At 66.8% G+C, this 13,407-nt stretch carries 12 protein-coding genes; 8 read left to right on the top strand and 4 right to left on the bottom strand.

The annotated features are described in order from the left end of the window. Positions 1-10 precede the first annotated feature (10 nt). From ACTDXD_RS00230 to ACTDXD_RS00215, 4 genes are all read left to right on the top strand, one after another. Entirely contained in the window at positions 11-847 is an 837-nt protein-coding gene (locus tag ACTDXD_RS00230; RefSeq protein WP_440125239.1) for an NUDIX hydrolase, read from the top strand. 73 nt (positions 848-920) lie between these two features. After that, positions 921-1,700 (top strand): enoyl-CoA hydratase-related protein, encoded by a 780-nt coding sequence (locus ACTDXD_RS00225; RefSeq protein WP_440125238.1) that lies wholly within the window; start codon positions 921-923, stop codon positions 1,698-1,700. A gap of 52 nt (positions 1,701-1,752) precedes the next feature. Next, positions 1,753-2,730 (top strand): class I SAM-dependent methyltransferase, encoded by a 978-nt coding sequence (locus ACTDXD_RS00220; RefSeq protein ID WP_440125237.1) that lies wholly within the window; start codon positions 1,753-1,755, stop codon positions 2,728-2,730. Continuing rightward, entirely contained in the window at positions 2,731-3,888 is a 1,158-nt protein-coding gene (locus ACTDXD_RS00215; RefSeq protein WP_440125236.1) for a THUMP-like domain-containing protein, read from the top strand. 25 nt (positions 3,889-3,913) lie between these two features. Here the strand turns inward: ACTDXD_RS00215 and ACTDXD_RS00210 are convergent, their stop codons facing one another. Continuing rightward, positions 3,914-5,221 carry an outer membrane protein assembly factor BamB family protein gene (locus ACTDXD_RS00210; protein ID WP_440125235.1) on the bottom strand — a complete coding sequence of 436 codons (1,308 nt, stop codon included), beginning with the start codon at positions 5,219-5,221 and terminating at the stop codon, positions 3,914-3,916. Positions 5,222-5,337: 116 nt separating this feature from the next. Between ACTDXD_RS00210 and ACTDXD_RS00205 the strand changes: the two genes are divergently transcribed. Both ACTDXD_RS00205 and ACTDXD_RS00200 read left to right on the top strand, forming a co-directional pair. Next, a complete protein-coding gene (locus tag ACTDXD_RS00205; RefSeq protein ID WP_440125234.1) occupies positions 5,338-6,102 on the top strand; it encodes an acyltransferase in 765 nt (254 codons plus the stop codon). Positions 6,103-6,126: 24 nt separating this feature from the next. Then, positions 6,127-7,632 carry an amidase gene (locus ACTDXD_RS00200; RefSeq protein ID WP_440125233.1) on the top strand — a complete coding sequence of 502 codons (1,506 nt, stop codon included), beginning with the start codon at positions 6,127-6,129 and terminating at the stop codon, positions 7,630-7,632. Positions 7,633-7,680: 48 nt separating this feature from the next. Here the strand turns inward: ACTDXD_RS00200 and ACTDXD_RS00195 are convergent, their stop codons facing one another. From ACTDXD_RS00195 to ACTDXD_RS00185, 3 genes are read right to left on the bottom strand one after another with little or no spacing between them, the layout of a single operon-like run. Then, complete coding sequence (locus ACTDXD_RS00195) at positions 7,681-8,952, bottom strand: glycosyltransferase family 4 protein (RefSeq protein ID WP_440125232.1); 1,272 nt, start codon at positions 8,950-8,952, stop codon at positions 7,681-7,683. Further along, positions 8,949-10,502: a 1,4-alpha-glucan branching protein domain-containing protein gene (locus ACTDXD_RS00190; RefSeq protein ID WP_440125231.1), complete on the bottom strand. Its 1,554-nt coding sequence runs from the start codon at positions 10,500-10,502 to the stop codon at positions 8,949-8,951. Before ACTDXD_RS00190 ends, ACTDXD_RS00195 begins: the two co-directional genes overlap by 4 nt. Continuing rightward, the gene (locus ACTDXD_RS00185; protein WP_440127826.1) at positions 10,499-11,332 is read right to left on the bottom strand and encodes a class I SAM-dependent methyltransferase; all 834 of its coding nucleotides are present in this window, start codon (positions 11,330-11,332) and stop codon (positions 10,499-10,501) included. Before ACTDXD_RS00185 ends, ACTDXD_RS00190 begins: the two co-directional genes overlap by 4 nt. A gap of 175 nt (positions 11,333-11,507) precedes the next feature. Here ACTDXD_RS00185 and ACTDXD_RS00180 point away from each other — a divergent pair, with 175 nt between their 5' ends. Both ACTDXD_RS00180 and ACTDXD_RS00175 read left to right on the top strand, forming a co-directional pair. After that, the gene (locus ACTDXD_RS00180; protein WP_440125230.1) at positions 11,508-12,293 is read left to right on the top strand and encodes an electron transfer flavoprotein subunit beta/FixA family protein; all 786 of its coding nucleotides are present in this window, start codon (positions 11,508-11,510) and stop codon (positions 12,291-12,293) included. 48 nt (positions 12,294-12,341) lie between these two features. Further along, positions 12,342-13,298, top strand: coding sequence for an electron transfer flavoprotein subunit alpha/FixB family protein (locus ACTDXD_RS00175; RefSeq protein WP_440125229.1), 957 nt, complete (start codon positions 12,342-12,344; stop codon positions 13,296-13,298). Positions 13,299-13,407: the final 109 nt, after the last annotated feature.

Below are 13,407 nucleotides of genomic sequence, written 5' to 3'. Positions count from 1 at the left end.
GGCTCCGAGAATGGCTAACGAACGCTCGGCAAGCGTCTTCGATCCCACCTCCGTGCCGGTCAAGGACGCCTCCACCGTCATGCTCGTCCGGGACTCGGCACGGGGCATCGAGGTCTTCCTCCTGCAGCGTGTCGTAGGGATGGATTTCGCAGGCGGTATGACCGTCTTTCCCGGCGGCGGCGTCGACCGCAGTGACAGCGAGGTGTCGCTGCGGTGGACAGGGCCCGATGTCGACTGGTGGGCGCGACGCTTCGACGTCACGCAGTCGAGGGCGCAGGCACTTGTGCTCGCCGCGGTTCGTGAGACCTTCGAAGAGTGCGGTGTGCTCCTGGCGGGCAAGGACCCCGATTCGGTGATTGCCGACACCGCCTCTCACGCGCAGGCACGCGCGCAACTCGAAACACGCGAACTGTCGTTCGGTGATTTCCTCACCCGGGAAGGGCTTGTCCTGCGCGCAGACCTGCTGCGCCCGTGGGCGCGCTGGGTCACCCCGTTGGGGGAGCGTCGGCGTTACGACACGCATTTCTTCGTGGCTGCCGCGCCGGACGGGCAGAACGCCGACGGTGAGACCAGCGAGGCGGAGCGAGTGCTCTGGCAGACTCCCGCAGAGGCGCTCGAGCACTGGAAATCCGGGCGGTCGGTGCTGCTTCCCCCCACCTGGTCTCAGCTCATCGGACTGTCGAAGTACGCGACGGTCGCCGAGATCCTGGCGGCCGAGCCGGAAATTCCCACGATCCTGCCTGTCATGAGCCGGACCGACGCCGGAATCCATATCGCGTTCGACGGCGATGAGGGCTACTACGAGGGAGGCGGCCCGCACCCCTGGGCAAATCGCAGTGACATCTGACTCGGCTCGCCGAGGACGACATCTGCCTCGGCTCATCGGGACGCCTCCTGCGACGACCTCTAGGCTGGGGCGCATGGCTGAATTCGTGACACTCGAGGTTTCCGACGGCATCGGCACGATCCGACTGGACCGCCCCCCGATGAATGCCCTGAACCGGCAGGTCCAGGAGGAAATCCGGGACGCCGCGCGCGAAGCCACCGTGCGCGACGACGTCAAGGCCGTGATCGTGTACGGCGGCGAGAAGGTCTTCGCCGCCGGTGCCGACATCAAGGAAATGGCCGACCTGAGTTACGTGCAGATGAGCAAGATCGTCGAGGATCTGCAGTCCGCTCTTGGTTCTGTCGCCGACATCCCGAAGCCGACGGTCGCGGCGCTCACCGGGTACGCACTCGGCGGCGGACTCGAACTCGCACTCGGCGCGGATCGCCGTATCGCCGGCGACAACGTCAAGGTCGGCACCCCCGAGGTGCTGCTCGGAATCATCCCGGGCGGCGGTGGAACCCAGCGACTGGCGCGTCTCGTCGGACCCTCGAAGGCCAAGGACATCGTCTTCACCGGTCGCTTCGTCGGCGCCGACGAGGCCCTGTCGATCGGGCTCGTCGACGAGGTGGTCGCACCCGACGCCGTGTACGACGCCGCACGCACATGGGCCTCGCAGTTCACCACGGGCGCGAGCCGTGCACTCGCAGCCGCGAAGGCCGCGATCGACCAGGGACTGGATACCGATCTCGACACCGGCCTGAAGATCGAGCAGCATGTTTTCGCGGGCCTGTTCGCCACCGAGGACCGTACGATCGGCATGCAGTCGTTCATCGAGAACGGGCCGGGCAAGGCCGAATTCCTGGGCAAATAGTCGTCGGGACGGGACACTTGTCGAGTGCTTACTGCCGGGTAGGATCTGCGTCATGACTGCAAGCAGGACCGACGGGACCGATCCCGCGCCGAACCCGCACGCCACCGCCGAACAGGTCGCGGCTGCTCTCGAGGACTCCAAGCTCGCTCAGGTGCTCTATCACGACTGGGAAGCCGAGACCTACGACGAGAAGTGGTCGATCTCCTACGACGAACGGTGCATCGACTACGCTCGCGGTCGCTTCGATCTCGCGGCCGGTGAGCAGCAGCTGCCGTACGAGCGCGCCCTGGAACTCGGGTGCGGCACCGGCTTCTTCCTGCTCAATCTCATGCAGGGCGGGGTCGCGAAGAGCGGGTCTGTGACCGACCTGTCGCCCGGCATGGTCAAGGTCGCGCTGCGCAACGCGGAGAACCTGGGCCTCGACGTCGACGGCCGGGTTGCCGATGCCGAAACCATTCCCTACGAGGACGACACCTTCGATCTCGTCGTCGGCCACGCGGTCCTGCATCACATCCCCGACGTCGAACAGTCGCTGCGTGAGGTGCTGCGTGTGCTCAAGCCGGGCGGACGTTTCGTCTTCGCGGGCGAGCCCAGCACCGTCGGCAACTTCTACGCGCGGTGGCTCGGTCGCATCACCTGGGAGGCGACCACCACCATCACGAAGCTGCCGTTCCTGAGCGACTGGCGCCGCCCGCAGACCGAACTCGACGAGTCCTCGCGTGCCGCGGCGCTCGAAGCGGTCGTCGACCTGCACACGTTCGACCCCGCGGATCTCGAGAAGCTCGCCACTTCGGCGGGTGCGGTCGAGGTCGCAGCTTCGAGCGAAGAATTCGCGGCTGCACTGCTCGGTTGGCCGGTTCGCACGTTCGAAGCGGCGGTCCCCGAGGAGAAGCTCGGCTGGAACTGGGCCAAGTTCGCATTCGGTGGCTGGAAGACCCTCAGCTGGGTCGACGAGAACGTGCTCAAACATGTGGTGCCACGCAACTTCTTCTACAACGTGATGATCACCGGCGTGAAGCCCGGCAAGTAGTTGGGCTACGAGTTCACGCTCACCGACGTCGAGTATCTGACGTCGGATCACGGCGTTGCAGCACTGTCCGATGTCGACGCCCGGGAGCTGTCGACGCGTACGCGTCTGTCGGATATCGACTGGGTTCGTACGCGTTTCGGTGACCGCGCGGCGCCTCTGGTCGAGACGGTGATGGCGCGTCGCAAGGCCGCAACCAAGCTGCGAGGCGCGCAGGGGTGGTTACTTACCGATGACGCGGTGCAACAGGCGACCCCGTCGCCGGTCGCAGCGCACCGAGCGCGTCGCCTCGCAGGTCGGCAGGTTCACGACGTGACCTGTTCGGTGGGGGCAGAACTGGCCGCGTTGGTCGGTGTGGCCGACACCGTTGTCGGGAGCGATCTCGACGGGGTGCGTCTCGCGATGGCGGTCCACAATGTTCCCGGCGCCCATGTGGTTCGGGCCGATGCGTTGCGACCGGTGACACGCGGAACCACGGTGATCGCCGATCCGGCGCGCAGGTCCGGTGGCAAGCGTACCCACGATCCGGCCGCGCTGCAGCCTCCGCTTCCGGACCTGCTCGACGTCTACTCCGGTCGCGATCTCGCCGTGAAGTGCGCTCCCGGACTCGATTTCGACAAACTTGCATGGGACGGCGAGGTCGAGGTCGTCTCGCTCGACTCGGGTGTCCGTGAGGCCTGCCTCTACTCGCCAGGCCTGACCGAGACGGGAATCCGTCGTCGCGCCACCGTTCTGAGGTCGGACGGGGCGGATGTCGAGATCACCGATGCGATGGACGACGAGATCCCCGCGCAGGCTCCCGGCGAATGGATCATCGACCCGGACGGCGCGATCGTGCGTGCAGGCCTCGTGCGGCATTACGCCGCGAGACACGGTCTGTGGCAACTAGACCCGCGCATCGCCTATCTCACCGGTGATGTGCTTCCTGACGGTGTGCGCGGTTTCCGGGTACTCGAGCAGCTGAAGTACTCCGAGAAGAACCTGCGGCAGGCACTCGCTCGACTCGACTGTGGTTCGGCCGAGATCCTGGTGCGCGGGGTCGACGTCGACCCCGCCCAGCTGCGCCCGCGACTGAAGCTACGAGGCACCGACGCCCTGAGCATTGTGCTCACCCGGGTGGGCCGGACGCCTGTGGCTTTCGTGTGCCGCGCGAGCCGCTGACACCCTGCTGTCCGCAGGGTGCGGCTCAGTCCTCGGAGCCGTCCAGCACGTACAACTCACCGTTCACGGTCGCGGCGACGAGCTGACCGTCCGGACCGACAGCCGTCCCCACAGAGAACCCGGTCGTCTCGGGGAGTATCTCCTCGTCGAGAGTCCGTCCGTCGGTCACGTCGAACACGAGCGCCGTGAGGCCGTCGTCGCCCGAAATGATCGTGTAGCCGCGACCGTTCGCTGTGAGTGCCGGGACACCGGCCTGCCGGACGTCGTCGCGCTCCCAGGCGGCCTCCGCGCCGTCGCCGGTGTCGCGCAGGGCGGTGAGCGCGCCGGGGCCACCGGCCGACAGCACGAGCAGGCCGTCATCGGTGACGGCAGGACCGGTCGCCGGCGTGTATCCGAGGTCGTGACTCCATCGAGCCTGTCCGGTCTCGGCGTCGATCGCCCACAATGCACCTTCGCCGTCGTGGACGTACACCGTGGTGCCATCGGCCGAGAGCGCCGGACTTGTCGTGGCGCCGCCAGGAAGATCGACGTTCGACCATTCCTCGGTGACGATGGGGGCCTCGCCCCCCGGGTACCGCAGAGCGACCAGCGCGGCCCGGTCGGCGCCGGGACGCCACACCGTCGTGAAGATGCGGCCGGTGTCCCGGTCGACGGCGGGGGTGGTCGCGACGGGGCAATCCGGGGAGCCACCGAAGCATCCGGCCAATCCGTGGTCGGGTTCCCGGCGCGGGATATTGCTACCGTCCTCGACCCCGGGGATCGGGACCAGATCGAACAGCGGTGCACGGAGCATTCCGGTCTGCGGATCGACGATGTTGACCTGACCGAAATGTGTGATCACGACCAGACTTCCGTCACCGGCGAACTGCACGGCGCGGGGAGTGCCGCTCACCGGGATCCGCCAGCGGCGCTGGCCGTTCTCGGTGAACGAGAGCAGGCCACCGGCCTCACCGACATACACGTTGGCGACATCGTCAGCGACCGGGCTGATGTCCGCCACTCCTGGACCGAGGCGTGTACACCAGCGTTTGCGGCCGTTGTCCATCTGGTACGAGAAGATGTTGCATCCTGCGTCTGTAGCCGACGTGATGGTGACCTGGCCGTTCGGTGCCACCGTCGCCGGTGAGCCGACAGCGCCACCGGTCGCCCGCGACCACGACGACGTGACGTCGTCGAGCCCCTCGCTGACGGTCGTGTTGCTGTTGCGCCCATCCGAATGGCGTCCGGGCCACGCGCCGGCCGAATATGGTCCATCGGAATCGCCGCCACCGCACCCGCTCAACGCAAGTGCTGCCGTCGCCGTCAGCACCGCAGCTCGCCGGGCACCCCGCATCGCTCAACTCCTTCACGACTTTCGGATTCGAGACGCCAGCGTATCGGGCCGGGTGTTACACGCTCCGGGCGAGGCAGACCGTAGGCTGTGTGTCTCGACGCCGTAGGCTTCGTGCCATGACGAGCATGTGGGGTGCACCGTTGAGCACCAGGTGGCGTGGTTCGCGGCGTCGTGATCCGGAACAGGCCCGATTCCTGACACCGGCATCGCTGCGGTGGGTGTTGAACAACAAGGCGTACACCCCGTGGTACCTGGTGCGGTACTACCGATTGGCGAAGTTCAAGCTTTCGAACCCGCACGTGGTGCTGCGCGGCATGGTCTTCCTGGGAAAGAATGTAGAGATCCACGCGACACCGGAACTGGCGCGGCTCGAGATCGGCAAGTGGGTCCACATCGGCGACGGCAACGCCATTCGGTGCCACGAAGGATCACTGCGGATCGGCGACAAGGTCGTGTTCGGCAAGGACAATGTGGTGAACACCTACCTCGATATCGAGATCGGCGCATCGACCCTGGTCGCCGATTGGTGCTACATCTGCGACTTCGATCACCGCACCGAGGACATCACCTATCCGATCAAGGACCAGGGCATCGTGAAGAGCCCCGTCCGGATCGGTCCTGACACCTGGATCGCTGCGAAGGTCTCGGTGCTGCGCGGCACCCGGGTCGGGCGCGGGTGCGTCCTGGGAGCACACGCTGTCGTCAAGGGGGACATCCCCGATTACGGCATTGCCGTGGGGTCCCCGGCCAAGGTCGTGAAGAACCGGAAGGACGCATGGGAAGCCGGTGCAGCCGATCGTGCGGCCTATGTCGCCGCACTGGAGGACATCGCGCGCAAGAAGGCGGGTGACCCGCCCGTCGACGCGAACTCTGCGTCCTGACAGGGCTCGCAGGAAGGGACGACCGTGGACTATGCCGAGTATCGCCGTTACGACGCGGTGGGCCTCGCGGGACTTGTGGCCCGAGGTGAGGTATCGAAGATCGAGCTGCTCGATACGGCGCTCGCACGCCTCGACGCTGTCGATCCGACGTTGAACACGGTCGTGCAACGGCTCGACGAGCGCGCCCGCGTGCGGGCCGACGGACCCTTGTCCGGGCCATTCGCAGGTGTTCCGTTCCTGGTCAAGGACCTGATGCAGGATGTCATCGGGACTCCCGACGGGAGCGGCTCCCGAGCGCTCACCGAGATGCCGGCGGCGGAGAACTCCGTGGTGGTGGATCGCTGGATCGGTGCCGGTCTGGTGATCTTCGGCAAGACCAATACACCGGAGTTCGGTGCGAAGGGCATCACCGAACCCGAGGTGAACGGGGCGACCCGCAATCCGTGGAACCCTGAGCTCACCCCCGGCGGTTCCTCGGGTGGCTCCGCAGCGGCGGTGGCAGCAGGTGTGGTGCCGGTGGCGGGTGCCAACGACGGCGGCGGCTCGATCCGTATCCCAGCGGCCTGCTGTGGTCTCGTCGGTCTCAAACCTGGCCGGGGCGTGGTACCCACGGGACCGGTCGGGGGTGAACCATTGCACGGCGCCGTGTCGAACGGTGTGATCAGCCGAACGGTCCGCGACTCGGCCGCGATGCTCGACGTGATGGCCGGGGCATACCCGGCGGCACCGTATGCCACCGCTGGTATTCCCGGTTCCTATGCGGCAGCGTTGGAGACGCCACCCCGGCGTCTACGGATCGGTTACGCGACCGACTCTCCGATCGGTACCGGCGTCCATACCGAGGCCGTCGCTGCAGTCGATCGCGCGGTGGTGCTGCTCGACGAACTCGGACACCGCGTGGAACCTGCAGAGACCGGAATCGACGAGCGCCGCCTTGCCGCCGACTTCCTGACCATGTGGTTCGCGTCGCTCGCGCTCGAGGTCGACGAGGCCAGGCGCCGCACCGGGTGTGGGCCGGACGGGTTCGAGTTCGACACCCGATTTCTCGCCGAACTCGGCCGATCGGTGTCGGCGCCGGATTATCTTGCCGCACATGCCCGCTGGGCGGGCTACATTCGCGACCTCTCCGCGTTCCACGAACGCTACGACCTGCTGCTCACACCGACACTGGCGTATCCGCCTGCTCGGGTCGGCGAACTGGCAACGCCGAGGTGGATGCGAACACTCGGCTCGGCCCTCATGGCGACCCGGATGGGACGACTCGCGCGCTGGAGTGGGTTGATCGACAAGGTGATCGACGACAACCTCGGCCGCACCCCCTATACACAGCTGGCCAACATCACCGGCCGTCCGGCCATCTCCGTGCCGCTGCACTGGACGAGTGACGGAGTGCCGCTGGGGGTGCAGTTCGTCGGCCCGCTCGGCGGCGAGGCACTGTTGCTCGCACTCGCCGGTGAACTCGAGCAGGCCGACCCGTGGTTCGACAGGCAACCTCCGTTGCTGCCCGCATCGGATGTGTCCCCGAAATAGTCCGAACCTACCGCAAGGGCCTGCACGTCGACGAGGACGGCCGGTAGCTCAGCCGCGATCGGGCAGGGGACGCTGTGGGATCGTCGGCCGCGCCATCGGATGCCGGACCCGGCGTTTCGCGGCGGCGTAGACCTCGACGGTCTCCTCGGCGACCACGCCCCAGTCGAAGTCGTCGGTGAGTCGTTCACGTGCTGCACATGCCCGCTCCTGCGCTGCGACCGGATCGTCGAGAGTCTCGCGGACCGCGGACACCAGACCTGCGACATCGCCGGGCTGGAACGACAACCCCGTCGCGCCGTTGACCACCGCTTCACCGAGACCGCCTGCGGTGGACGCGACGAGCGGAGTGCCCGCTGCTGCTGCTTCGAGGGCGATGATGCCGAACGGCTCGTAGCGGCTCGGCAGGACGATGGCGTCGGCGCCGTGCAGCCAGCCGAGCAGTTCGGTGTGGTCGAGGTTGCCGACGAAGGTCACCGACCGTGCCACCCGGTGCAGGCGCGCCTGTTCACGCAGCCACTCGAACTGGGTCCCCTCACCGGCGACGACGAGCGTGGTGCCCGGATGGGAGCGCCGGATCTTCGGCAACGCCGCGATCGCGTCCTGCACACCTTTCTCGTATTCGAGCCGGCCGACGTACAACAGTTGTGCCGGCACGGTCCGGGGTTGCCGTTCCCGGTAGGACCACGTGGTGATATCGATACCGTTGCGGATCACCGAGATCTTGGGCAGCGAGGGCCCGTACAGCTCGGTGACTTCGTCGCGCATCGATGCCGAACACGTGATGAGCGCATCCGATTCGTTGGCCAGCCACCATTCCACCGAGTGGACTTGCCGGTTGATGCGACCCGACAGCCATCCGCTGTGCCGGCCTGCTTCGGTGGCGTGGAGGGTGGAAACCAATGGAACGTCGAAGTATTCGGCAAGGGCGATTGCAGGGTGCGCGACGAGCCAGTCGTGCGCGTGCACGACGTCGGGTTGCCAGCCGTCGCCGATGCCGCCGCGGCTGAGCCCGACTCCTGCGCGGACCATCGCGTGGCCCATCGCGAGTGTCCAGGCGAGCATGTCGGTGCCGAACTCGAAGTGCGGCACGTCCTCGGCCACGGCGACGACGAGCACGCCCTCGGAGATGTGCGTGATCGTCGGATGGGTCGATGCGTCGGTGCCCGTGGGACGGCGTGACAGCACCACCACCTCGTGTCCGGCTGCGGCGAGTTCGGTCGCCAGATGATGCACGTGCCTGCCGAGTCCGCCCACCACGACCGGGGGGTACTCCCATGACACAAGGAGGATCTTGAGCCGGCGGGCGATCGTCGTTGTCACAGGGGACCTCCGTGTCGTCCGGGAAGGCGCCGCGCGTCGAGTCCGGGAAACAGATCGTCTGCTCTGTTCCATGCGTCGGCGAGCCGGGTCGCGGCGGCAGCACGGCCTTCTGCGACCGCGGCCGCGATCTCACGTGTGGCATGGGCGTGCTTGTGGGCGCGGTCGCGCGCGTAGCCGGCAGCGGTGTCCTTGCTGACCATGAATGCCCAGTCGCTCGAAACGGTCATCAGTGCTTCACGCAGAATCTGGTCGTGCACGCGGTTCCGCAAGGCCGGGGCATTCGATCCGAGTGCGTCGCGAGACTTGTCGATGGTGTCGAGTGCAGTGGCGACGACCTCGTCGTTGAGTTGGACGAGATCGGAGACCTGATCCCCGGCCCACACCCGCCAGTCCTTTCCCGATCCCCATGACGAGTCCTCTAGATCGACCGGTCCGCCGACGTATCCGCGGTCGCGTGCGTCGCAGAGGGTGCCGACCTCGATCCCGGCTTCCGGCAGGGCGCGCAGCAGTCGTTCCAGAAAGATCGGTCCTTCGTACCACCAGTGCCCGAACAGTTCGGTGTCGAACGCGGCGACGACGAGGGCGTCGCGGCCGATTCGGGCAGATTCGCTGCGCAGGCGCTTCCGGATGGTGTCGACGAAATCCGTGACGTGCCGATCGAGGGCCGCCGATGCGAGGTCGGGGTCGTAGGGGGCTTTGTCCTCCGATGCGACAGAACGTCCGGTCACGCGTGAGGGCTTGAGACCCGTGTCGTGGCAGTAGGTGTGGAAGTCGCGGTATGCCGAATGCCCGGGGTATCCGGACTTCGGAGACCACACCCGGTAGGAGACCTGCAGATCACGGCCGAAGCACACGACCTCGGAGTCGCGGACGGTCCGTCCGAGTGCGGTGTCGCCGTGCAGCGCGGGCCCGTCGACCATGAAGTGCTCGACACCGGCTGCGGCGTAACCTTTTTCCATACCGGGGGTGAATCCGCATTCGGGTCCCCAGATTCCGCGTGGGGTGTGTTGCCACCGCTGGCGTGCGTCCTCCAGCCCTTCGGACAACGAGAACGCCCGGAGCCGGGGATCGAGCAGCGGCTGGAACGGATGTGCGAGCGGTCCGCCGAGAAGTTCGATGGTGTCGGCGTCGATGAGGCTGCGGATGACGGGCGATCCGCCGTGGCGCCACTGGGTTTCGAAGGTCTCGAGTGCCCGGTCGGCGGCGCGATGCTCACGGGCGCCGAGTGCGCGATAGGACGGTTCGGCCATTCCGGCCGCTTCGTGTGCGCGCAGCTTCCAGTTGCCGAGCCAGTGGTGCATTCCGGTGAGGCTGTGCGGATCGTCGAGTTGTGCGGCCAGCACGGGCGTGATGCCGAGGGTAAGTAGCCGTGAACGTCCCTCGTCGGCGAGGCGGCGCAGGACGTCGACAACGGGAAGGTAGGTCGCGGCCCACGACTGGTACAGCCATTCTTCGCCGACCGGCCACCGTCCGTGGTGCGCGAGCCAGGGGAGATGCGAGTGGAGGACCAGGGCGAACATCCCCGGTTCGCGTGCGGTTTCGGATCTCATGGAGCGGGATCCTTCACCGCGATCGCGACCAGGTCGAGGCTGTCGTCGATGTTCTCGGAGAAGAGCGCGAAGTCGTCGGAGGTGATGGCCGCGACGTCGGTGGTGAGTTCGTCGGGCCACGGCTCACCGGCAAGGGCACGCTCGATCTGCGCATCGATGAACGAGCCTCCGTATTTGGCATCGAGTGCGCGCAGAGTACTGCCGTGGTGGACGCCGGTGACGAGTTCGACGCGGAAACCCGCGTCCACGAGGAGTTCGGTGAGCTCGGTGGCATCGAGTTCGCGGGTGTGGAAGGGATTGAGCGGGGTGTCGCGCCCGGGGGAGAAGGTGATGCGGTTGGGGGTGCTGATGAGCAGCTCGCCTCCGGGTGCCAGGACGCGGTGGCATTCGCGGAGGAATTGATCCTGGTCCCAAAGATGCTCGATGACTTGGAAATTCACGATCGTGTCGACGGAGGCGTCGTCGAGGGGGAGCTCTGCGAGGTTGCCCTGACGGATGTCGACGCGCGGGTAGCGGGCGCGGATGTGCGCGACAGCGCTCTCGTCGTAGTCGAGCCCGATGACATGCGTGGCGACGTCGGCGATCATGTCGGCTCCGTAACCCTCGCCCGCACCGGCTTCGAGGACGGTGCGGCCGGCGCATCGCGGCAGCAGGTCGCGGTAGACCACTTCGTGGCGGCGGAACCAATAGTTCTCTTCGGCGATGCCGGGGACGGTCCGTTCGCCGGTCAGTGGCAGCTGTTGCGCGCCGTCGGCGCGGACGGTGGAGTCGCTCACCGCCCCGAGAGTAGACCCACCGTGTGTGGCGTCGGACTCGGTGGTCCAGATCACAGCCATCTCGCTCCTCGTCTGCAGTTATGGTGAACCGTGAATTCCGCTAAGTTACCACCCGGTAACTTAGCGTTTGGTAACCTGACGCACGCAGCGTGCGAAAGGCACGAGTAGTCGGTTCAGGCATCGCCTCTCCGATCCGAAGCAGCTACACACAGGAGGTCGACGTAGACCCATGACGAACATCGTCGTTTTGATCAAGCAGGTCCCCGACACGTGGTCCGAGCGCAAGCTCACCGACGGCGACTTCACCCTCGACCGTGAAGCAGCCGATGCCGTGCTCGACGAGATCAACGAGCGGGCCGTCGAAGAAGCCCTGCTCATCAAGGAGCGCGACGGCGGCGAGGTGACCGTCCTCACGGCCGGACCCGACCGCGCCACCGATGCGATCCGCAAGGCGCTGTCGATGGGTGCTGACAAGGCCATCCACCTCAACGATCCCGCTCTCCACGGATCGGACGCCATCCAGACGTCGTACGCGCTTGCTGCTGCGCTCGGTCAGATCGAGGGCGTCGAGCTGGTCATCGCAGGTAACGAAGCCACTGACGGTCGGGCGGGTGCTGTGCCGGCGATCATCGCCGAGTACCTGGGCCTGCCCCACCTCACCCACCTGCGCAAGCTGACCGTCGCCGACGGCAAGGCTTCCGGCGAGCGCGAGACCGACGAGGGCCTCTTCGGCATCGAGGCTCCGCTGCCCGCGATCATCTCGGTCACCGAGAAGATCAACGAGCCGCGATTCCCGTCCTTCAAGGGCATCATGGCCGCGAAGAAGAAGGAAGTGCAGACCCTCACGCTCGCCGAGATCGGTCTCGACCCGGAGATCTTCGGTGTCGCCAACGCTGCCACCACCGTCACCGGTGTCACGCCGAAGCCCCCGCGCACCGCGGGTGAGCGCGTCGCGGACGAGGGCGAGGGCGGCAACCAGATCGCCACGTACCTGGTCGGCCAGAAGATCATCTGATCGCGCCCCACGGCACACAGCAGACATATCTAGGGAGAGAAGCAAGCAATGGCAGAAGTACTCGTGCTCGTCGAGCACGCCGAGGGTGCACTGAAGAAGGTCAGCGTCGAGCTCATCACCGCCGCACGTGCACTCGGTGAGCCGTCCGCCGTCGTCGCAGGCCCCGCGGGCACCGCAGACAAGTTGCAGGAAGCGCTCGCCGCGGCCGGTGCCGCCAAGGTCTACGCCGCCGAGTCAGACCTCGTCGACGGCTACCTGGTGACCCCGAAGGTCGACGTTCTCGCCGCCCTCGTCGAGTCCACCAGCCCCGCAGCCGTCCTCACCGCAGCATCGGTCGAGGGCAAGGAGGTGTCCGGCCGTCTCGCCGCTCGTATCGGCTCGGGCCTGCTCGTCGATGTCGTCGACGTCAAGGGCGACGGTTCGGCAGTCCACTCGATCTTCGGTGGCGCGTACACCGTGGACGCCAAGGCGAACGGCGAGGTTCCGGTCATCTCGGTTCGCCCGGGTGCCATCGAGTCCGCTCCGCAGGCCGGTGCGGCAGAGCGCGTCGACGTCGAGGTTCCGGCGCAGGAAGAGAACGCTGTCAAGGTCACCTCGCGTGAGCCTGTCGTCGGTGGCGACCGCCCCGAGCTCACCGAGGCGTCGATCGTCGTCTCCGGTGGCCGCGGCGTCGGCAGTGCCGACAAGTTCTCGGTCGTCGAGGAGCTCGCCGATTCGCTCGGTGCCGCAGTCGGTGCCTCGCGCGCCGCTGTCGACTCCGGCTACTACCCGGGCCAGTTCCAGGTCGGCCAGACAGGCAAGACCGTCTCGCCGCAGCTGTACGTGGCGCTCGGCATCTCCGGTGCCATCCAGCACCGCGCAGGCATGCAGACCTCGAAGACCATCGTCGCGGTCAACAAGGACGAAGAGGCCCCGATCTTCGAGATCGCGGACTACGGCGTCGTGGGCGACCTGTTCAACGTCGCACCGCAGCTGACCGAGGCAATCAAGAAGCACAAGGGCTGAGAAGGTCCTTCGCGTAGTACTCCGCGCGGCCCCATCCCGGACTCCCGGGGTGGGGCCGCGCGGTTGTTCCACCCTGTTCACGAACGAGACACCGCACCGCTGCCGACGT

It is taken from the genome of Rhodococcus sp. SJ-3 (genome assembly GCF_051918125.1).
Lineage (GTDB): Bacteria > Actinomycetota > Actinomycetes > Mycobacteriales > Mycobacteriaceae > Rhodococcus.
Note: the sequence above shows the minus strand (reverse complement) of the source record. Positions and strands in the feature narration are given on the sequence as shown.

What these genes read in the sequence shown, in the direction of transcription:
- ACTDXD_RS00205 (WP_440125234.1), top strand. Translation starts at nt 5,338, where the DNA reads ATGACGAGCATGTGGGGTGCACCGTTGAGCACCAGGTGGCGTGGTTCG.
- ACTDXD_RS00190 (WP_440125231.1), bottom strand. Translation starts at nt 10,502, where the DNA reads ATGAGATCCGAAACCGCACGCGAACCGGGGATGTTCGCCCTGGTCCTC.
- ACTDXD_RS00230 (WP_440125239.1), top strand. Translation starts at nt 11, where the DNA reads ATGGCTAACGAACGCTCGGCAAGCGTCTTCGATCCCACCTCCGTGCCG.
- ACTDXD_RS00225 (WP_440125238.1), top strand. Translation starts at nt 921, where the DNA reads ATGGCTGAATTCGTGACACTCGAGGTTTCCGACGGCATCGGCACGATC.
- ACTDXD_RS00180 (WP_440125230.1), top strand. Translation starts at nt 11,508, where the DNA reads ATGACGAACATCGTCGTTTTGATCAAGCAGGTCCCCGACACGTGGTCC.
- ACTDXD_RS00220 (WP_440125237.1), top strand. Translation starts at nt 1,753, where the DNA reads ATGACTGCAAGCAGGACCGACGGGACCGATCCCGCGCCGAACCCGCAC.
- ACTDXD_RS00175 (WP_440125229.1), top strand. Translation starts at nt 12,342, where the DNA reads ATGGCAGAAGTACTCGTGCTCGTCGAGCACGCCGAGGGTGCACTGAAG.
- ACTDXD_RS00210 (WP_440125235.1), bottom strand. Translation starts at nt 5,221, where the DNA reads ATGCGGGGTGCCCGGCGAGCTGCGGTGCTGACGGCGACGGCAGCACTT.